Below are 18,829 nucleotides of genomic sequence, written 5' to 3'. Positions count from 1 at the left end.
TCGCCCTGGCCCGGAACGCCCGCGCTAGGCTGAGTCGTGGACGCTAACGGTGGTATCGAGATAGAACGCAAATTTGACGTCGACGAGCTGACCCCGTTGCCGCGGCTGAACGATCTGCCCGGCGTGCAGGCCATCGCGGAACCGATGACCTTCGATCTCGAGGCCATCTATTTCGACACGAACGATCTCGTACTCAGCGCCGTGCACATCACGCTGCGCCGGCGCACCGGCGGCGACGACGCCGGATGGCACCTGAAACTGCCAGAGACTGCTGGCCGTCGCCGAGAGATTCACGCGCCCCTCGGCGGCGGGGACGGGCAGGGCGAAGCGGATGTCGTACCCGAGTCGCTCGCGCAGCTCGTGCAGGTCTACGTGCGGGACGCACCGCTCGTTCCTGTTGCGCGCCTTCGCACCACCCGCGGCGTGCACGCCTTGATCGGTGCGGGCGGCGAAACCCTCGCCGTGCTGTGCGACGATCGGGTGCGCGCCGATCGACTTATCGACCGACCGTCCTCCGCGGCGTGGCGCGAATGGGAGATCGAACTTGTCGACGGACCGGAGGACATGCTCGACGCGGGGCAGGCTGTGCTTGCGGCCGCCGGCATCCTTGTGTCACGGCACGCGTCGAAACTCGCGCGTACCCTCGGCGACCGGATGCCCGCGGAACCGCCCCCAGATCGGCGGCGCCCAACGCCCACCGGACCGGCCGGGAACGTCTTAGTGGCCAGCCTGGGCGAGCAGATCGGCGTCATTCGTGCGCAGGACCCGCAGGTTCGCCAGCACGCGACCGGCTCTGTGCATGCGATGCGCGTCGCCTTGCGCCGGCTGCGTTCGGTGCTGGCCACCTATCGATCGCTCGTCGACCCCACCGTCGTGCACTACCTGCGCACCGAACTCGGCTGGCTCGCTGCCGTGCTCGGCGGATCCCGCGACGAAGAGGTGCTGCAACGCCGCCTCACCGGCCTACTCGACCGCGAGCCTCCGGTTCTGCTCCTCGGCCCGATTCGGGCACGCCTGGAGACTCGCTCTGAAACGGATGCCGATACCGCCGTGCGCACGCTCGGCACCACCCTCGACACCCACCGCTACTTTCGGTTGCTCGACGCCCTCGATGCCCTCGTCGCCTCGCCGCCATTCACGGCTACGGCCGACCAGGACGCCCGCGTGGTCGTGCCCGCCCTGGTCGCGAAGGAGTGGAAGAGACTGCGCCGCGCCGTGCGCCGCGCCGCCGAGACCGTGCCGGGGCCACAACGCGACCTTGCCCTGCACGAGGTGCGCAAGCGCGCCAAGAGGCTGCGCTACGCGGCCGAGACGGCGCATCCGCTCAACCCGAAGCGTGCCGTGCGGGTGAGCGGATTCGCCCAGAAACTGCAGACCATGCTCGGCGACCAGCACGACAGTGTCATCGCCCGTGAGCGCCTGCTGCGCCGCGGCGGGGTCGACGCCTACCTTCGCGGCGAGAACACCTTCAGTTACGGCCGCCTGCACGCCCAGGAACAGCAGAAAGCAGCCGAGGCCGAGGCTCTCTTCTGGAAGGCCTGGACAAACCGCCCCTGACAGTTCAGCTCCAGAGCGCCGCGTACACCTTGGGGCCGCGCCGGGCGACGCTGCGTGATGCACCGGGGGCGACACGGCTGCGGTGGCTGGGCGGTCGGGACGTTCTCGTCAGACGTCCGTGTCCCACTGGGTGCTGTCGAGATCGCCGCGCAGCGTTCCGGTAGCCGCATCGACTGCCTCTCCGACAGTGCCCGCGAATCGCTCCGGAGGAAACCGCCCGCTCAATCCGTAGTCACGCAGGTGGTCTTTCACCGGGCCTTTCATCTCGGCAAAGACGAGCGTGATGCCGCGAGAAGCCAGAAAATCGTCGAGTTCGAGCAGTTCCTCCACAGCGGTTGTGTCAATATCGGTGATGGGCTCCGCTGCGAGGATGACCGTGTGTATCCCGCTACCGGCAGCCGCGACCGTGGCCCGCACATAGTCGTCGAAGATTCCCCCGTTGGCGAAGAAGAGTGGCGCATCAAAGCGAACGATGACGAGGCCGGGCAGCCGTTCGCCCTCCGGATGCCGCGACAGGTCGTGGTAGCCGCGCAGACCGCGGATCCGACCGAGCTCGGCCCGGTAGGGCCGCCAGGCCTGGCTGACGAATGCGCCGAGCGAGAGAACGATTGCCACGACGATCCCCTCGATCACGCCGACCACGAGCACCCCGAGAAAGGCCGCGAGTGAGAGCGTCGCATCGACCTTGTTCATGCGCACGAGCGCGATGAACCCTGTCACATCGACGAGCCCGGCCGCGGCGACGATGACGACCGCAGCGATCGCCGCCGAGGGCAGAAAGTCCGTGAGACCGGGCGCGAAGAGCATGAAGGCCAGAACGAGGGCAGCACCAACGACTCCGGTGAGCTGGGAGCGAGCCCCCGCCTTCTCGGCGACGGGGGTGCGCGAGGACGACGCCGAGACGGGAAATCCACCGAGCAGTCCGCTCGCGATGTTCGACGCGCCGATCGCCCTCATTTCCTGGCTACCGTTGACATTCTCTCCGCGGCGGGCAGCAAACGATCGTGAAAGCACGGCGGTGTCGGCGAAGGCGATGAGCGCGATACCCAGTGCCGGAGCCACTAAAGCCGCAGCATCCGCCCACTGCACACCAACGAGCGCGGGTGCGGGTGCGGGGAAGCCTTGGGGAAGCGCGCCGACAACAGGCAGGTCATCCCGAAGCCCGAAGACCGCGGTCACTGCTGTCGCGAGCACGACGGCCGCAAGCACACCCGGAATCCGGGTACTGCGCCACGACAGGACAACGATGACGGCCAGCGAACCGAGGCCAAAGAGCGTCGCAGTCACGTTCACCTGGCCGCCGGCGATTCCGGCGAAGATCCCGATCGCACCGCGCAGCGCTGAGTCCGCTTCGATGGAGAAACCGAAAAGGGTGGGCAGCTGCGACACGATGACCAGCAGGGCGAGAGCGTTGAGGTAGCCAACGCGGATAGGTTTGGAGAGCAGGTCGGTGACGAACCCGAGGCGCAGAATTCCACCAAGCGTGAGAATCACTCCGACCATGATGGCCAGGAGCCCAGCGAGGGCGACCGCGCGCGTATCATCACCAAGGGCGAGAGGCACGATCGCGGCCGCGATGATCGGCGCCAGTGCCGAGTCGGGGCCGAGCACAAGGATGCGCGACGGCCCGAAGACGGCATAAGCGGCCAGGGGGATGATCGTGGCGTACAGGCCCGATGCCGGCGGAAGCCCCGCCACCTCGGCGTAGCCGATGCCGACCGGTATCAGGAGAGCGGTCAGGACGACGCCCGCACGCAGGTCGGGCAGTAGCCACGCACGCCGGTAGCTGAGCGCCGTGTCGATCCCCGGCACCCACCTCCGCAGCCATGTCGCAGCCATGTCCTTCCTCTCCCGAATCCATCATTGTGCAGGACTCGCTCATGCACCGCGCGAAATGAATTGCGACGGCACCTGAAACTTTCGGCCTGCTGGCCACGGTATCGTTCATCGCATACCGAATTGGTCGGTGCGCGTGTGGCCACGATCGCCACGCTAATAGAAGGAACACCGATATGCGCGAGGTTTTGGATACCCTCCTCACCGGCTGGCAGAGCGGCACCACGGCGGGCCTTGCCACGGTCGTGCGAACCTTCCAGTCCGCGCCGCGCCCGCCCGGCGCCTCAATGCTGGTCAGCGCCGACGGTACCGTGGCCGGATCAGTCTCGGGGGGCTGCGTCGAGGGCGCCGTCTACGAACTCGCCACCCAGGTAGCCAAGGACGGCGTGTCGCAGCTCGTACGCTATGGCATCAGCGACGACGACGCCTTCGCCGTGGGGCTCACCTGCGGCGGTATCCTCGACGTCTTCATCGAACCCATCTCCCGCGCCACCTTCGCCTTGCTCGATGGCGTGCACGACGACATGGCTGCCGGGCGCCCGGTTGGCGTGGCCACGGTGATCGAGCATCCGGATGCCGGCTGGATCGGCCGACACCTCGTAGTGCGCCCGCACGGATTCGAGGGAGACCTGGGCTCTGACCGCGCCAACCACGCCGTCGGCGACGACACCCAGGGTCTGCTCGCCGCCGGCCGCAACACCACCCTCACCTACGGCCCAGACGGCGAACGGCGCGGCGAGGGCCTGCGGGTGTTCTTCGCCAGCTACGCACCCCGGCCGCGCCTGCTGGTGTTCGGGGCGATCGACTTCGCCACCGCCCTGGCCCGGCTCGGCACTTTTCTCGGCTACCGCGTCACGGTTTGCGATGCTCGCGGCGTCTTCGCGACCGCCGCCCGGTTTCCCGGCGTCGACGAGGTCGTGGTGAGCTGGCCCGACCGCTACCTGCGCGAACAGATCGCCGGCGGATTCATCGATCCCCGCACGGTGATCTGCGTACTGACCCACGACCCCAAATTCGACGTTCCCTTGCTCGAAGCGGCCCTGCACGGACCACCCGTGGCGTACATCGGCGCGATGGGGTCGCGGCGTACCCACGCTGACCGCCTGGAGCGTCTGCGCGCGGTAGGGGTAACCGATGCCGAGCTGGCCCGGCTGCGCAGCCCGATCGGCCTCGACCTCGGCTCGCGCACCCCCGAGGAAACCGCGGTCTCGATCGCCGCTGAGATCATCTCGCTGCAGTGGGGCGGTAGCGGGGAGCCGCTGCACACTCTCGTCGATTCCATCCACCATGACGACCTCGTCGACCCCGACCCGCCTACCGAGCCATCGGCGTCCCCCGGCCAGAAGTTGATCGAGGCATGAGCCTGCTCGACTCCGTCACCTCCGTGCTGTTCGTGCACGCGCACCCCGATGACGAGACCATCAGCACTGGCGGTCTCATCGCGCATCTCGCGAGCCGCAACATCCGAGTCAGCCTGGTCACGGCAACACGCGGTGAGCGCGGAGAGGTCGTCGCCGGACCGCTTTCCCCGCTCGCCGGAACCATAGCCCTGGCCCAGGAGCGCGAGCGCGAACTTGCGCGCGCCACCTTCACGCTCGGCGTCGATGAGAGCTTCTGGCTGGGCGAAGCACCGGCGCGCGCACCCGGGCTCCCCCCTCGCCGCTACCGCGACTCCGGGATGCAGTGGATTCGCCCGAGCCTGGCCGGACCGGCACCTGATTCGGAAACGGATGCCCTCGCTCGCGCCCCACTCGCCGAGGTCACCGAAGACCTGGTCGCGGTACTGCAGCATGTGCGACCAGACCTCGTCATCAGCTACGACGCGACCGGCGGCTACGGTCATCCCGACCACGTGCGCGTCCACGACGCCGCCCTCGCCGCCAGCCGCAGCCTCGCGGTCCCCTACGCCGAGATTCTCGACACTCCCGCAGCGGATGCCGAGTGGTTCGACCTCGACGCCTCGCGCGACACTGTCGTGGCCGCCCTGCGCTTTCACGCCAGCCAGCTCACTGTGCACGGAAACGACATCGTGCACTCCGGCGGCCAGCGCGACGCCATCCGCACCGCGATCGGCCTGCGCCTGCGCTGACCGCCGCATCCGGTTAAACGCAACTGGCCGCCCGGTGAGGCGGCCAGTTGCGAGAAGAAACTCAACAACGTGTGACAGAACCGATGGTGGAGATGCGGGGAATTGAACCCCGGTCCATTGCTGTGGTCATATGCCTTCTACGGGTGTATCCAGTGAAGTCGCTTTCTCGGCCCCGGAATTTGCCACTGGCATCTACTCCGACAGGCCCAGCCTTCGTTTGAGTCCCTCTACGCCCCGTGGCTCAATGTAGAAGCAAGCTCTCTAAATGGCGTCAGGATCCGGGTAGAGAGCATTCCCGGTCTGGCGGACTTCGTTAGTGCTTTCGCTTAGGCAGCGAGAGCGAAGTCAGTGCGGTTTGATTTGGCACTTATTGTTTTGCAGAGATCGTTTACGAGATAACCCTGCATCCTCGACCCGCTTCTCACAATTGCGCAAACAATGTCGAAACCGATCATCCCCATACACATCGCGCCCGGCGTCTTAATCAACACCGTGGCCGGCGATGGGTTCATGTCACACGCTGTTGAATTACCAAACTGCACGCTTGGGTGCAGCCCTCCATACTACTACAGAAGTTGGCTAATCGCCGAGCTGGCGCTGCGCCGACATCGCGCGATCCGATTCGCGCTTATCGGTGCGTTCCCGCAACGTCTGGCGCTTGTCGTACTCTTTCTTGCCCTTGGCTACGGCAATTTCCACCTTCGCCCGACCGTCCGCAAAATAGATGCGCAGCGGAATGAGTGTGTAGCCGCCCTCTTTGGTCTTGTGGCTGATCTTGACGATCTCCTTCTTGTGCAGCAGGAGTTTGCGCTTGCGACGCGGGGGGTGGTTGGTCCACGATCCGCCGGAGTATTCCGGAATGTGCACCGCATCAAGCCAGGCCTCGCCGCCGTCGATGAAGGCATAGCCGTCGACCAGGGTCGCCCGACCAGCGCGGAGCGACTTGACCTCGGTGCCGCTCAAGACCATCCCCGCCTCGTAGGTGTCACTGATGAGGTAGTCATGTCGGGCCTTGCGGTTGGTCGCCACGACCTTCTCTCCACGTTCCCTGGGCATGTGTTCACCTCGATTCTTTTTTTCAAGCGAATGCCGTCGGCCGTTCGGCAGACAGCCCACCAGTCTAGCGGAACCCTGCCGTGCCCGGCATCCGCTTGTGGGTTAGACCTTGAGGTAGCGAGTGATGGCGAAGTTGGCCGAGAACGCGGCGAGCACCGCACCGACCACGAGCAAAATGGGCACCACAACGAGGGCATCGTCCATGCCGACCAGGGCGAATCCGGTGAGCCTCGCACCGAGGTAGCCCTGCACGAAGAAGTACACGAGCGCAACGATCGCGCCGCCGGCCAGTAGCGAGCCGAGCAGCGCCGCGAAGACGCCTTCCAGAATGAACGGCGTTTGAATGAACCGGTTGCTCGCGCCCACCAACCGCATGATGCCCAGTTCCCGTCGCCTGGAGAACGCCGACAAACGAATGGTGGTGGCGATCAGAAGCGCCGCCGCAATCAGCATCAACCCGGCGATACCGATGGCCGTGTAGCTCGCCACATTGAGCACGGAGAAGATCTGGTCGAGGTATTTACGCTGGTCAGCGACATTCTCAACGCCGGCGACCCCCGACAGGCTCTCCACCAGCACCGCGGACTGGGACGGGTCTTTCAGGTTCACCCAGAACGTCTGGTTGAGCTGGTCGGCCGTGACATAGTCGGCGACCGGGTTGCCGGCGAACTGCTTCTTGAAGTTCTCGAAGGCCTGCTCGTGCGTCTCGAAATAGTAGTTGTCGATGAAGGACGCCAGGGTCGGCGAGGTCAGCTGGGCTTCGACGGCGGCGATCTGCTCCGGTGACGCGTCGCCGCCGGTGCAGGTTTCACCCGGCGAGATGTCGGAGCACATGTAGATGCCGACCTGCGCCTTGTCGTACCAGAAGTTCTTCATCTGGCCGATCTGCATCTGCATGAGAATGGCCGCACCGACGAAGGTCAGCGAGATGAAGGTCACGAGCACGACGGAGACGACCATGGACGCATTGCGCCGAAGACCGTTCGCGGCCTCGGACAGCACCAGACCGAGCCTCATCGGGTTGGCCCCACGTTCTGTTCGCCCGTTTGATCGGGTTTCTCTCCCGGTGCCCGCAGCCCGAGTTTCTCGGCGAGAGTGAGCTGCTCCGGGTCATCATTTTGGGCGACCGGCAGCACCGGGCGTGCCATCGGCGGCGCTGGTGTCGTGAGGACGGCGTCGGTAGCGGGGACATCGACAGCGGGGGCATCGATAGCAGGATCGTCGATAGCAGGATCGTCGATAGCGCGGGCGTCGACAAGAGGTGCAGCGATCGGCGCTGGCGCCACGGCCGACGCTGCCGCAACGGCCGCCGCCGCGGCCTGGTGCAACGATACGGAGGTTTCGGGAACCGGCGCAGAAGGATGCGTCAACGAGGGTTCCGGCGCGGCGGGCCGGGCGTAGGCGACGGGCGCCGGCTCGCTGGTGGGGGCATCCGCCGTTGACGCCTGCACGATGGTGGGAATGGAGGCGGTGGCGTAGCCGCCCTGGCGCTCGTCACGCACGATCTCACCGTGCACGAGCTCGATCACCCGGCGCTGCATCTGGTCGACGATGCCAGCTTCGTGGGTGGCCATGATGACGGTGGTGCCACTGGCATTGATGCTCGCGAGCAACGACATGATCTCAGCGCTCGTGGTGGGGTCGAGGTTTCCGGTGGGCTCGTCGGCCAGCAGAATCTGCGGCTTGTTCACGATGGCGCGGGCGATAGCCACCCGCTGCTGCTCACCACCGGAGAGTTCGTGCGGCAGGCGCTGGGATTTTTCGGCCAGGCCAACCATCTTGAGCGTGTCCGGCACGGCTTCCTGAATGAACCCGCGGCTCTTGCCGATGACCTGCAGGCTGAAGGCGACGTTGTCGAAGACGCTCTTGTTCGGCAGCAGACGAAAGTCCTGAAAAACCACACCCATATTGCGACGAAAGTACGGCACCTTGCGGTTCGAGATCGACCTCAGGTCCTGGCCGAGCACGTGGATGCTGCCGCTGGTCGGCTTCTCCTCCTTGAGCACGAGCCGCAGGCAGCTCGATTTGCCCGATCCGGAGGCGCCGACCAGAAAGACGAATTCGCCTCGCAAAATCTCGACGTCGATCGAGTTCAGTGCCGGCCGAGTGGTGCCGGGATACTTCTTGGTTATGTGATCAAAACGGATCATAGCTCTTAGAGCCTAGGCATCCGCGGGCATTTTCCCAACAGCGACATACCCGCCAGCAGCGAAGGCTCAGCATCCGTTTAGTCTTCAGGAGCCTTCTTGCGCCAGCGGATGCCGGCCGAAATGAATCCGTCCAGGTCACCGTCGAAGACGTTGCCCGGGTTGTTCACCTCATACTCGGTGCGCAGGTCCTTGACCATTTGGTAAGGCGCGAGCACGTAGCTGCGCATCTGGTCACCCCAGCTCGCCGTGATGTTGCCGGCCAGTTCTTTCTTGGTAGCCGCTTCTTTCTCACGCTCGAGCACCAACAGTCGCGACTGCAAGACGCGCATGGCGGCTGCGCGGTTTTGAATCTGGCTTTTCTCGTTCTGGCAGCTCACCACCGTGCCAGTGGGCAGGTGGGTGATGCGCACGGCGGAGTCGGTGGTGTTGACGGACTGGCCACCGGGACCACTGGAACGGAAGACGTCGACGCGGATGTCGCCGTCGGGCACGTCGATCGACTCGGTCTGTTCGATCAGCGGCACCACCTCGACCGCGGCGAAGGAGGTCTGGCGTTTGCCGGCCGAGTTGAACGGGCTCATGCGCACCAGGCGGTGGGTGCCGGCCTCGACGCTGAGCGTGCCAAAGGCGTAGGCGGCGTCGACCTCGAAGGTGGCACTCTTGATGCCGGCCTCTTCGGCGTAGCTGATGTCGAGCACGGTGGTGCGGAAGTCGTGCTGTTCGGCATAGCGCAGGTACATGCGCAACAGCATCTCGGCGAAGTCAGCGGCGTCCACTCCCCCGGCACCGGCGCGAATGGTGATGACGGCGTTACGTTCATCGAATTCGCCGTTGAGTAGGGTCTGTACCTCGAGCTCACCGAGCAATTTCTGCAAGCTGGCGAGTTCGATGGTGGCTTCATCAGCCAGTTCCTGGTCGCCCTGGCCGTCGTTGGCCATCTCCACGAGAGTCTCGAGATCATCGAGTCGCGTTGTGATGCTCTCGATGCGCGCCAGCTGCGCCTGCCGGTGGCTGAGGTCGCTCGTCACCTTCTGCGCGTGCTCGGTGTCGTCCCATAAATCGGGCATTCCGGCCTCACCGCTGAGGTCGTCAATGTCCGCGCGCAGACGATCAATGTCGATCACCGAACGGATGTCGCCAAACGTGGTCCGCAGCGCGGCGATTTGTACTGAGAAATCCAAGTCAATCATGTTCCGCCCAGCCTACCGGGCTGGCGTAGCATCGGTTCTGATGAGTAATGCGCAGCGGGCCCTCAACCTGCGATCCATCGCCCTGACGGCGTTCTTACCCACCCTGCTGTTCTCGGTCGGTGAGGGCGCAATAATTCCGCTCATTCCGCTGGTCGCCAATGACCTGGGCGCCACGCTCGCCATCGCCGGGGTGATCGCCGCCATGGTCATGCTCGGCGAACTGGTCGGCGACATTCCCAGCGGCTGGGTCGTCTCCCGCATCGGCGAACGCAACTCGATGATCTGGGCCTCCGTCATCACGATCGGCGCGGTGATCATCTGCCTCACGGCACCCAACCCGCTCGTACTCGGCCTGGGAATCTTTTTGATCGGCATCGCGACGGCCGTGTTCGCCCTCGCCCGGCACGCCTTCATGACCAGTTACGTACCCCTCATGTACCGGGCCCGCGCACTGTCAACGCTCGGCGGCGTGTTTCGGGCCGGCTGGTTCGTCGGGCCGTTCCTGTCCGCCGCGCTGATCCACCTCACCGGCAGCACCCAGGCGGCGTTCTGGGTCTTCATCGTCTGCTGCGTGCTCGCCGTCGCGATACTGGTGATTCTGCCGGACCCCACCCGTGACCTCGACGTGTCGGACCGCGCTGTGCCGGAGCGCGCCGCACCGGAACGCGCGGTGCCGGAACGCACCGCATCGGAACAGGCCGTACCGCAATCCCCTGTACCGGAATCCTCTGTACCGGAGCAGGCCGTACCGGAACAGGCCGTACCGGAACAGGCCGTACCGGAACAGGCTGTACCGGAACAGGCTGTACCGGAAGGGCCAGCATCCGCGTCGCCGGCCGACGTCACACCGCCCGGGGCCGCCGAAACGGATACCGCAGCACTCGCCGCACGGGGCCTCTTTAAGACCATCCGATCCCACCGGAACGTGCTCGTGCGGCTCGGCACCGGCGCCGCCCTCGTGGGCGCTATGCGCGCCAGCCGAACCGTCATGCTGCCGCTCTGGGCGGTCAGCATCGGCATCAGTGCGCCCGACACGGCGCTCATCATCGGTATCGCCGGCGGCATTGACTTCGTCTTGTTTTACGCCAGCGGTCAGATCATGGATCGCTTCGGTCGCATCTGGAGCGCGGTACCGTCGATGATCGGCCTCGGCATCGGCCACGTCGCACTCGCGTTCACACACGATCTGCCGAGCAACGTCGGCTGGTTCATCGGCATCGCGATGTTTCTCTCTCTGGCCAACGGCATCGGCAGCGGCCTGCTCATGACGCTCGGCGCTGACCTCGCGCCGCAGCAGTACCCGGCGCCGTTTCTCGGCGCCTGGCGATTCACCGCCGACTTTGGCAGTGCCGCCGCGCCACTGGCCCTGGCCGGCATCACCGCGCTCGCTTCGCTGTCGATCGCGAGCGGCATCGTCGGGGTCTTCGGCCTGTTCGGCGCCGCGCTGCTCAGCCGCTACATTCCCCGCTTCGCTCCCCACCGCCCCCGCAGCCTGCTCTAGCCGCCCGCTCCCTCCCCTCTCTCCCGACTCCCCCTCTCCTCTCTCCCGTCTCCCCCCTCTCTCCCGTCTCCTCCTCCCCTCTCTCCCGTCTCCTCCTCCCCCCGCGCGTAACTCCTGCAATTTCCTCGCGGCCGAAAAATTTGTCGCGAATTTGCGGGCATCCGCTTCTGGAAGGTCCTAAATTGCAGGAGTTATGCGCCGATTGTTCTTGGAATGATCTGGGAAGCTCGAGCGTTGGTCCACGCATGCCCCTCATCGGAGAATACGAGCCAAGCACCGCCCAGTGGGTGCGCGATCAGGTCGACCTATATGAGAAGTCCGGCGGTACCGAGGGCACGACCCTGCGCGGCATGCCCGTCATCGTGCTGACCACCCTCGGCGTGAAGAGCGGCAAGCTGCGCAAGGCCCCGCTTATGCGGGTCGAGCACGACGGCCAGTATGCTGCCGTCGCCTCGCTCGGCGGCAGCCCCAAGAACCCGGTCTGGTACGCGAATGTCGTTGCGCATCCCGAGATCGAGTTGCAGGACGGAACTCAGAAGTGGGACATGCGCGCCCGCGAGGTCACCGGCGACGAAAAAGCCACCTGGTGGGGCCGCGCCGTGGCGGCATTCCCCGACTACGCCGCCTACCAAATCAAAACCGATCGCGAGATTCCCGTCTTCGTACTCGAACCCATCGAATAAAAGTGGCGCAAACAACCACCCGCAAGGCGTTGATCGACCGCATCATCCTGCCCGACCTCGTTGACGACGATGGTGTGCTGTTGCGTTCCGGCGACGCCCGTGAAGCCGAACGGTACACCGGCCTTGACTTGGATGGCCGCGACCTCACCGGCATCACCTTCGAGGAGTGCGAATTCAGCCGGGTGTCCCTACACGAAACCGCATTGCGCGGGGCCTCCTTTTCGGAGTGCCTCGCGACCGACCTGCATGCGCCGGTGTTCAGCGCGCCGCGCTCTAGCTGGCGTGACGTACGCATCGAGCACGCCCGGCTCGGCTCGGTCGAAACCTACGAGGCGACGATGCGTTCCGTGCACATCGACGGCTCGAAGCTCGATTTCGTGAACCTGCGCAACGCCACCCTGACCGACATGCTCCTCAGTGACTGCATCATCGAGGAACTCGACCTCGGCAGCGCCACCGTGCAGCGACTCGAGCTGCAGAACTGCCGCATCGGCACCCTCGAGATCGGTGGCGCCCAGCTCAAAGATGTCGACCTGCGCTCGAGTGATTTCTCGGCCGTGCACGGCCTTGAGGGACTGCGGGGCGCGACGATCGACGACGCCCAACTGAGCCTGCTGGCACCGCTGTTGGCCGCGCACCTCGGCCTGCGCGTCGAGTAGCGCCGTTCGATGAGTGGATGCCACGGTCTGGCCCCGCAGATTTATCAGCCCTAGGGAATGGCGGTCGTGGTCAGCTCCAGGTCGGACATTGGCCGGTCGCGCTGGGTCGCAATTGCCGCGCCGGCCGCCACGCAGACGACGACGATGGCGATCTGCTGCAGCAGCGTGAAGGTCTCGCCCAGCACGAGCGCGCCAAAACCTGCAGCGATCACCGGGCCGAAGCTTGTGATGATCGCGTACAGGCGCGGGCTGATCCGCCGCAAAATATAGGTGTCGAGCGTATACGGAAAGGCCGAGGAGACCACGCCCACGAGCAGGAGCAGTCCGACGACGCCCCAGGTGAAGGCCGACAAATCGAGGGTGAACAGTGCAATCGGTACCACGATCACCAGGCTGACCATGCTCGCAACTGAGATGCCTTCCAGTCCCGCGAATTCGGTTGCTACATGGCGGGTGAGCACGATGTAGAAGAACCATGAGGCCGCTGCGGTGAGCGCCAGCGCAATTCCGAGCAGGTCGAGAGTGCCGTCCGACCAGGTCAGCAAAAAGACTCCCCCGGCAGCCGCCGCAGCGCACACAAAGTCCAGGATGCGCCGGCTCGTGATCAAAGCCAGGGCAAAGGGGCCCAAAAATTCAATCGTCGCTGCGATGCCGAGTCCGAGGATACTCACGGCCTGGTAGAAGGTGAGGTTCATGACGGCGAGCACGACGCCGAGGGCCAGTGCCGGCCAGATTCGGGTCCAGGTCAGGTTTTTCAACTGGGGCCGGGCGAGCGGCAGTACGACGACGACCATGACGATCTGGCGGGCGGCGACCACGATGGGCGAGCCGACGACGGGAATGAGGAGTCCGGCCAGTGCTGAGCCGAAGTTGATGCTGACCTCGGTGGCGAGCTGAGCTCCCGCACCGCTCAGTTTGTCCCGCCTGGTACGCACGCTGCTCCTGTCGGCGCCTTCAGGGCACCTACCGACAGTACCGCTCGCGGCATCCGCTCTGAAAATAGCGGCGCGAACCGCCGGCTATACCTGCAACGGAATGAACTGGTATTCGCTGGTGAGGTGCTCGTGCCGGCAAGACCCGCAGTAGAGCACGCCGGAGACGCGCATGGCGTCCACCCGCGACGCACACTGAATCACCTTGGGGCCACAGCACGGTGAAATCACCAGGTACCCCCCCGATTCGGCCGGGTCGTGACCACTGAGTCCGCGATCGTGGTGCACGCCCTCGCAGGGGAGGAGTGCATCGAAGTCGAGCTCGTCCACGACGTGTTCGTCCAATAATGCATCCATGATTTCACAGCCGATCTCGGTGTTGCATAGCCGCCGGTTGGGCCACGTCAACCGGCGGCGACCAGCCCGGTTGAACGACGACTCAAGATCGCCGGCACTACCAACCGGGGACCGGGGCTGGCACGGTGTCGACTGCGGTACAAAACCTGAAGCCCCCGACAAGGGAGGGGGCTGCCACGTCGACAACGTGTCTGGGTAGCGTACGCTCCTATCCTGAAATTACCAGTGCGATTTTGTGCGCCCCCGTTAATGAAACACCGCCCGGGACACCACCGTCACCGTGAGTGGCACCCCGTCTGGCACGACGAGGGTCAGCACGGGTGGACGCCACCAGGAGCGCAGCGTCACCGACGCGCTCTGCCCATCAGCGGATGCTGCGCTCATCACGGCGAGCGCCTCGAATGAGTCGTGCGGAACGAGGCGCAGATACTCACCGACCGCAGCCGACACGTCGTTTGATCTCAGCTGCGGCCGCGGCCCGCCCACACCCACCTGCACCGTGTCGAGGGTGAACGCCTCAGACCCGGCAAGCGCTGCACCGTCAGCGAGGCTGAGCAGCCGCTTGTGTTCGAGGTAAAGCGACGTCGCCGACAGGGCTACGAGCACGAGGCTCAGGGCCAGAAAGCCATAGAAAATAGTGAGCAACAGGGTCGAACCATCTTCGTTCGAGGTGGGCAACCGATGCCTGGTCATCCGAGACCGCCAAATCGGGACACCATCTGGGTCGACGCCGCGGTCATCGGCACACTCGCGCTCTGGTTCAGTGCGAGCATGTCGGGCACCAACGGCAGCGCAATGCCGATTCGCACGGTGACTGTCACGAGCCCCTGGCTGGTCAAACAGCGGCTTGTTCCGCCAGCGCACTCGATCTGCACTTCGGCGTCGCCCGGGTCGAGCCCGTGATCCTCGAGCGCGAAGGCAACGGCGCGACGGGCCCGTTCCGTCGCGGTGGCCTCGTCGGGGGCCTGCACGTAGACTCGGGCCGCCTGCCGGGCTGCTCCCTCGACGGCGAGCGCACTTCCCTGCAAGGCGGACAGCGCGAGCACCAGATAGACCAGGGGCACCAGCAGGATCATGCCCGCCGTGATGAATTCGAGCGAAGCCGAACCCGCCTCCGACCTTCTACCGCAACGATTCGACCGCAGCATGAGCAACCACGTCCAATCCATGCGGGACACCGAGCAGTCCCATGAGGGGCAGCGGTGCGACCACCCGAACTTCAACAGTGGGATATCCGGCACTCACTTTGTACTGCACCACGACATCGGTGGCATAGGTCGCTCCAATAGCTGTCGTGATCAGATCGCGGGTGCGTTGGGCGCCCGCAGGCAGACTGCTGTCGGCGAGCGCGGCGTAGCGGGCGCCCTCAGCCGCGGCGTCGAGCACCGTGTTGCGAATGTGCAGCGCGAGGGCCAGCTGCATGACCATGAGCGTCAGAAAAGTCAGTAATGACACCACCATGACGAATTCGGCCACGGCGGAACCCGCCTCATCGCGCAACGTGGTGCAGCGAGGCGAGGCGAGGCGTCGCATCCGCTTAGCGAATTTGAGCATGTCGACCGGTCAGAAACTGCTCACGCGATCCATGGCCTGCTGGAATACACCGCTAAGGGCCGGCCCGGCCAGCCCCCAGATGATCAAAACGAGGCCGGCCGTCATCAGGGTGATCAGCACCCAACCGGGCACGTCTCCTGTTTCATCGCGGAACAGGCTGTTGAAGCGGAGCATGATTCGGGTCATGGCGTTCTCTTTTCTCATGGGATGGATGGTGCAGTGGAGCGTCAGAACCCGGCCTGCAGCACGACGAGTCCGGGAAAAACGGCAAACAGAACAGTCATCGGAAGAATCAGAAAAACCAGCGGCAGGAGCATCGCAACTTCTTTCTTGCCTGCCAGCTCGAGCAGCGTGCGCTTGGTCTGGTCGCGGGAATCCTGCGCCTGCGCCCGCAACACCTCGGCCAGCGGCGACCCACGGTCCAGCGCGCCGGTCACCTGGTCGACAAACCGGGTCACCTCCGGCAACTGGATGCTGCGCGACAGCGACTGTAATGCGGAACCAATGGGGATCCCGGTATGAACGTCAGCAACCACGCCCGCGAATTCGCGAGACAGTTCCCCAGTGCTCGTGAGCGACACCCGTCGGATCGAATCCAGAATGCCTTCTCCAGCCGATAGCGACAGGGTGAGAAATTCAAGAATGGTCGGCAGTTCGCTGCGCATCCGAGCCAGTCGTGCGGTGGCGGCCCGGTGGAGCAGCCAGTCCCGCAACACGACTCCGCCGAGTGCTGCCAGGAACGGTAGCGAAAGACGAGCGGCCAATAGCAGCTCGGACAGCACAACGATGGTGATCACGGTTCCGACGGCGAACGCCAGCAAGGCCCAGACGAGTTGCACGGAACGAAACTCCTCGACCGTCTTTACCGACCCGGATTGGTGCAGTCGGCGTGCAACGGTCTCGCTGCCGCCGAGAAGACTCGACAACCCCCGTGACAGCACGCCGAACAGCGGTGCGAACAGGCTTCCCAGCACGGGAATCGGGTTCACCGTTCGCCGGGCGACGATGCGGCGCGCTTCCGGAGAAATATCCAGAATGTAGGGCACCACGCGGTCGATCAGGCGGGGCCTGGTCAGCCGCGGCGTCAAGCTCACGAGCGACCACAACCCCACACCGAGGCCCGTTCCGCACAACACGGCCCAGCCAAATGCGGCGCTCACCGGCACCCGTCGACTACGAGAACCATCGGCGCTCCTCCGGAAGTCGACCGAGAGCGATCATCACTCGATACGCGATGACCGAGAGGGCGAGGCCGCTCGCGATCACGACGATTCCGGCCGGCGAGTTGTAGGCAATGGCCGCTTCGGGGCGGGAGGCGAGCAGAATAAGAATGATCCACGGTGCCGCCACGCCCAGTCGGGCGGCGTTCACAACCCACGACTGGCGGGCTTCCACCTCGAGCCGCACCGCGGCATCCTGGCGCAGCCAAGCGGAAAGGCTGCGCAGTACGACAGTGAGGTCGCTGCCGCCGACTTCGCGAGCCATCCGCAGCGTCTCGAGAATGCGGTCGGCAACCGGGTCGGCGAGGGAACGTTTAAGCTCGTCAACGCAGTAGTTGAAATTGCCGGTGGCGCGATATTCGCGCTCGAATTGGGCGAAAGCGATGCTTGTCGCGACCGGACCGGCGTGGGCGAGGCTGCTCACGCTGTCTGGCAACGCCAGCCCGGAGCGGAGTGCCGACACCAGATGATCGACGACATCGGGCCACACTGTGCGATTGGCCCGGCGCCTGGCCGCCGCCCGCCACGACACGATCGACCAGGGCAGTAACAGCCCGGCCAGACCGGCAACAGCACTGAGCGCGAGCACCGCGAAGATTCCGTGCATCAGGGCAGCGGATGCCACACCCACGATCACCGACAACGTCAGGAATGCCGGCACCGGAACGGACCGCAGCCCGCTTTGAACCAGGCGCGCCCGCATCCGCTCGCCCACTCGGGCCCGCTGGGGCGTGGACCCGGCCGGCCACAGTAACGGCGCGAAAATCATGACGAGACCGCTCCCGAGCAGGCACCCGAGTACGAGAGTCATGCGGCCCCCTGCCGCAATACCTGCGCCGGATCGACTCCCGCTGCGCGAAACTTGGCGAGCTTGGTGGGATGCGAACCGGTCGGCTCGAGGTGGCCATGCAAAGAGAGGAAGAGAGGGCTCGCCTCGATGGTCACGCCGGCTAACTGGCCGCTCGGAGCGATGATTTCGGTGACCCGCCTGCGGCCGTGGCGATCGATCTCACAGTGCACCACGATGTCGATACAGCCCGCCACGGTGGGCAGCACGAACGAGGAGTCGATGTTACGGCCGGCCAGCAGCGGCAGGGTTGAAAGTTTCGCGAGCGCGTCCCTGGCACTGTTGGCGTGAATCGAGCACATTCCGGGCAACCCGCTGTTCAGGGCGATGAGCAAGTCGAGACTTTCCGCCTCGCGCACCTCGCCCACCACGAGCCGGTCGGGCCGCATGCGCAGCGACTCCTTGATCAGCCGGCGCAGGGTGATCTCCCCGGTTCCCTCCAGACTCGGTTGCCGGCACTGCATCGCGACGACATCACGGGCCGACAGGTCGAGTTCAAAGGTCTCCTCCACGGTCACGATGCGTTCGCCCGGACGCGTAGATGAGAGCAGAGCGTTCAGCATGGTTGTTTTGCCGGTCTGGGTGGCGCCGGACACCAGAATATTCTGCCCACCCAGCACGCAGATCCGAAGAAAATCGGATGCCTGCTGAGTGAGCGCGCCGAGGCCGACCAGCTGGTTGAGATCGCGGATGCGCCGGGTGAATTTGCGAATGTTCACCGCCCAATGCTTGCGCGTAATGTCTGGAATCACCACGTGCAGCCGGGAACCGTCGGGTAGCGAAGCGTCGACGAACGGCGACGAGAGGTCGACGCGGCGACCGGAAGCCTGCAGCATCCGCTCGACCAGGTCACGCACGTCTTGCTCGCCGAGCAGCAGTGAGGTCAGCTCGGGTACCCCATCTCGGGCTACGAACACTCGGGCCGGGCCGTTGATCCAGATTTCTTCGATCTCCGGATCGTCGAGAAACGGCTGGAGCACGCCGAACCCGGTGAGCGCGGCCACGACCTCGCGGGCGGCCTGGTACTCATCGGCGATCATCGGTGCGAGCCCGCCGAGCGCCCGCTCGCTGTATCGGCGCAGTTCGTCGCGCACGTACTGCTCCACCAACGCGTTGTTGGCCGCGAGGTCAACGCCCTCGCGGCGTACCCGCTGGCGCACCTGGTCTGTGATGATACGAACGGCTTCGGTCATGCCCG

20 protein-coding genes and 1 other RNA gene are annotated in these 18,829 nt (G+C 65.2%); 6 read left to right on the top strand and 15 right to left on the bottom strand.

Annotated elements, in window-relative coordinates; translation table 11 throughout:
* The first annotated feature begins 36 nt into the window (after positions 1–36).
* Complete coding sequence (locus CXY72_RS13540; protein ID WP_104128188.1) at positions 37–1,557, top strand: CYTH and CHAD domain-containing protein; 1,521 nt, start codon at positions 37–39, stop codon at positions 1,555–1,557.
* A 108-nt stretch (positions 1,558–1,665) separates the two neighbouring features.
* Here CXY72_RS13540 and CXY72_RS13535 read toward each other — a convergent pair whose 3' ends face one another.
* Positions 1,666–3,396, bottom strand: a complete 1,731-nt coding sequence (locus CXY72_RS13535; RefSeq protein ID WP_104128187.1) for a SulP family inorganic anion transporter — start codon at positions 3,394–3,396, stop codon at positions 1,666–1,668.
* A gap of 173 nt (positions 3,397–3,569) precedes the next feature.
* Here CXY72_RS13535 and CXY72_RS13530 point away from each other — a divergent pair, with 173 nt between their 5' ends.
* Both CXY72_RS13530 and CXY72_RS13525 read left to right on the top strand, forming a co-directional pair.
* Positions 3,570–4,754, top strand: a complete 1,185-nt coding sequence (locus CXY72_RS13530) for an XdhC family protein (RefSeq protein ID WP_104128186.1) — start codon at positions 3,570–3,572, stop codon at positions 4,752–4,754.
* Positions 4,751–5,482, top strand: a complete 732-nt coding sequence (locus CXY72_RS13525) for a PIG-L family deacetylase (RefSeq protein ID WP_104128185.1) — start codon at positions 4,751–4,753, stop codon at positions 5,480–5,482. Before CXY72_RS13530 ends, CXY72_RS13525 begins: the two co-directional genes overlap by 4 nt.
* Before the next feature lie 84 nt (positions 5,483–5,566).
* Here CXY72_RS13525 and ssrA read toward each other — a convergent pair.
* From ssrA to prfB, 5 genes are all read right to left on the bottom strand, one after another.
* Positions 5,567–5,941, bottom strand: a transfer-messenger RNA (tmRNA) gene (gene ssrA, locus CXY72_RS13520).
* Between the two features lie 120 nt (positions 5,942–6,061).
* The gene (gene smpB, locus CXY72_RS13515; RefSeq protein WP_104128184.1) at positions 6,062–6,538 is read right to left on the bottom strand and encodes an SsrA-binding protein SmpB; all 477 of its coding nucleotides are present in this window, start codon (positions 6,536–6,538) and stop codon (positions 6,062–6,064) included.
* Positions 6,539–6,640: 102 nt separating this feature from the next.
* Positions 6,641–7,555 carry a permease-like cell division protein FtsX gene (ftsX, locus tag CXY72_RS13510; protein WP_104128183.1) on the bottom strand — a complete coding sequence of 305 codons (915 nt, stop codon included), beginning with the start codon at positions 7,553–7,555 and terminating at the stop codon, positions 6,641–6,643.
* On the bottom strand, positions 7,552–8,688 hold the full coding sequence (gene ftsE / locus CXY72_RS13505) for a cell division ATP-binding protein FtsE (RefSeq protein ID WP_104128182.1): 1,137 nt from the start codon (positions 8,686–8,688) through the stop codon (positions 7,552–7,554). The genes ftsX and ftsE overlap by 4 nt, the downstream gene beginning before the upstream one ends.
* Positions 8,689–8,765: 77 nt before the next feature.
* A complete protein-coding gene (gene prfB / locus CXY72_RS13500; protein WP_104128181.1) occupies positions 8,766–9,878 on the bottom strand; it encodes a peptide chain release factor 2 in 1,113 nt (370 codons plus the stop codon).
* Positions 9,879–9,918: 40 nt separating this feature from the next.
* On the opposite strand from prfB, the gene CXY72_RS13495 reads away from it, so the two are divergent.
* The 3 genes from CXY72_RS13495 to CXY72_RS13485 all read left to right on the top strand — a co-directional run bounded on the left by CXY72_RS13495 (position 9,919) and on the right by CXY72_RS13485 (position 12,721).
* On the top strand, positions 9,919–11,379 hold the full coding sequence (locus CXY72_RS13495; protein WP_146071180.1) for an MFS transporter: 1,461 nt from the start codon (positions 9,919–9,921) through the stop codon (positions 11,377–11,379).
* Positions 11,380–11,624: 245 nt separating this feature from the next.
* A complete protein-coding gene (locus CXY72_RS13490; RefSeq protein ID WP_104128179.1) occupies positions 11,625–12,062 on the top strand; it encodes a nitroreductase family deazaflavin-dependent oxidoreductase in 438 nt (145 codons plus the stop codon).
* Positions 12,063–12,064: 2 nt separating this feature from the next.
* Entirely contained in the window at positions 12,065–12,721 is a 657-nt protein-coding gene (locus tag CXY72_RS13485) for a pentapeptide repeat-containing protein (protein WP_104128178.1), read from the top strand.
* Positions 12,722–12,771: 50 nt separating this feature from the next.
* On the opposite strand, the gene CXY72_RS13480 is transcribed toward CXY72_RS13485, so the two are convergent.
* From CXY72_RS13480 to CXY72_RS13445, 9 genes are all read right to left on the bottom strand, one after another.
* Positions 12,772–13,656, bottom strand: a complete 885-nt coding sequence (locus CXY72_RS13480) for a DMT family transporter (RefSeq protein ID WP_104128177.1) — start codon at positions 13,654–13,656, stop codon at positions 12,772–12,774.
* 84 nt (positions 13,657–13,740) lie between these two features.
* Positions 13,741–14,010: a hypothetical protein gene (locus CXY72_RS13475; protein ID WP_104128176.1), complete on the bottom strand. Its 270-nt coding sequence runs from the start codon at positions 14,008–14,010 to the stop codon at positions 13,741–13,743.
* Positions 14,011–14,256: 246 nt separating this feature from the next.
* A complete protein-coding gene (locus CXY72_RS13470; protein ID WP_104128175.1) occupies positions 14,257–14,703 on the bottom strand; it encodes a pilus assembly protein TadG-related protein in 447 nt (148 codons plus the stop codon).
* On the bottom strand, positions 14,700–15,086 hold the full coding sequence (locus CXY72_RS13465) for a hypothetical protein (RefSeq protein WP_233197832.1): 387 nt from the start codon (positions 15,084–15,086) through the stop codon (positions 14,700–14,702). The genes CXY72_RS13470 and CXY72_RS13465 overlap by 4 nt, the downstream gene beginning before the upstream one ends.
* A 46-nt stretch (positions 15,087–15,132) precedes the next feature.
* Positions 15,133–15,564, bottom strand: a complete 432-nt coding sequence (locus CXY72_RS13460; protein ID WP_233197831.1) for a TadE/TadG family type IV pilus assembly protein — start codon at positions 15,562–15,564, stop codon at positions 15,133–15,135.
* Between the two features lie 9 nt (positions 15,565–15,573).
* On the bottom strand, positions 15,574–15,768 hold the full coding sequence (locus CXY72_RS19600; RefSeq protein ID WP_158252573.1) for a hypothetical protein: 195 nt from the start codon (positions 15,766–15,768) through the stop codon (positions 15,574–15,576).
* Between the two features lie 23 nt (positions 15,769–15,791).
* Positions 15,792–16,724: a type II secretion system F family protein gene (locus tag CXY72_RS13455; RefSeq protein ID WP_104128318.1), complete on the bottom strand. Its 933-nt coding sequence runs from the start codon at positions 16,722–16,724 to the stop codon at positions 15,792–15,794.
* Positions 16,725–16,737: 13 nt separating this feature from the next.
* Positions 16,738–17,595 (bottom strand): type II secretion system F family protein, encoded by an 858-nt coding sequence (locus CXY72_RS13450; RefSeq protein WP_104128173.1) that lies wholly within the window; start codon positions 17,593–17,595, stop codon positions 16,738–16,740.
* Positions 17,592–18,824, bottom strand: coding sequence for a CpaF family protein (locus CXY72_RS13445; RefSeq protein WP_104128172.1), 1,233 nt, complete (start codon positions 18,822–18,824; stop codon positions 17,592–17,594). The genes CXY72_RS13450 and CXY72_RS13445 overlap by 4 nt, the downstream gene beginning before the upstream one ends.
* Positions 18,825–18,829: the final 5 nt, after the last annotated feature.

The sequence above is a fragment of the Cryobacterium sp. Y57 genome, assembly GCF_002929505.1.
GTDB lineage: Bacteria > Actinomycetota > Actinomycetes > Actinomycetales > Microbacteriaceae > Cryobacterium.
This window is presented reverse-complemented; position numbering and strand designations above follow the sequence as displayed.

Excerpts from the sequence above, each read along its gene's own strand:
- CXY72_RS13460 (WP_233197831.1), bottom strand. The coding sequence starts at position 15,564 with ATGCTCAAATTCGCTAAGCGGATGCGACGCCTCGCCTCGCCTCGCTGC.
- prfB (WP_104128181.1), bottom strand. The coding sequence starts at position 9,878 with ATGATTGACTTGGATTTCTCAGTACAAATCGCCGCGCTGCGGACCACG.
- CXY72_RS13525 (WP_104128185.1), top strand. The coding sequence starts at position 4,751 with ATGAGCCTGCTCGACTCCGTCACCTCCGTGCTGTTCGTGCACGCGCAC.
- ftsE (WP_104128182.1), bottom strand. The coding sequence starts at position 8,688 with ATGATCCGTTTTGATCACATAACCAAGAAGTATCCCGGCACCACTCGG.
- CXY72_RS13535 (WP_104128187.1), bottom strand. The coding sequence starts at position 3,396 with ATGGCTGCGACATGGCTGCGGAGGTGGGTGCCGGGGATCGACACGGCG.
- CXY72_RS13470 (WP_104128175.1), bottom strand. The coding sequence starts at position 14,703 with ATGACCAGGCATCGGTTGCCCACCTCGAACGAAGATGGTTCGACCCTG.
- CXY72_RS13530 (WP_104128186.1), top strand. The coding sequence starts at position 3,570 with ATGCGCGAGGTTTTGGATACCCTCCTCACCGGCTGGCAGAGCGGCACC.
- CXY72_RS13445 (WP_104128172.1), bottom strand. The coding sequence starts at position 18,824 with ATGACCGAAGCCGTTCGTATCATCACAGACCAGGTGCGCCAGCGGGTA.
- smpB (WP_104128184.1), bottom strand. The coding sequence starts at position 6,538 with ATGCCCAGGGAACGTGGAGAGAAGGTCGTGGCGACCAACCGCAAGGCC.
- CXY72_RS13490 (WP_104128179.1), top strand. The coding sequence starts at position 11,625 with ATGCCCCTCATCGGAGAATACGAGCCAAGCACCGCCCAGTGGGTGCGC.
- CXY72_RS13475 (WP_104128176.1), bottom strand. The coding sequence starts at position 14,010 with ATGGATGCATTATTGGACGAACACGTCGTGGACGAGCTCGACTTCGAT.
- ftsX (WP_104128183.1), bottom strand. The coding sequence starts at position 7,555 with ATGAGGCTCGGTCTGGTGCTGTCCGAGGCCGCGAACGGTCTTCGGCGC.
- CXY72_RS13450 (WP_104128173.1), bottom strand. The coding sequence starts at position 17,595 with ATGACTCTCGTACTCGGGTGCCTGCTCGGGAGCGGTCTCGTCATGATT.
- CXY72_RS13465 (WP_233197832.1), bottom strand. The coding sequence starts at position 15,086 with ATGATCCTGCTGGTGCCCCTGGTCTATCTGGTGCTCGCGCTGTCCGCC.
- CXY72_RS13495 (WP_146071180.1), top strand. The coding sequence starts at position 9,919 with ATGAGTAATGCGCAGCGGGCCCTCAACCTGCGATCCATCGCCCTGACG.
- CXY72_RS19600 (WP_158252573.1), bottom strand. The coding sequence starts at position 15,768 with ATGAGAAAAGAGAACGCCATGACCCGAATCATGCTCCGCTTCAACAGC.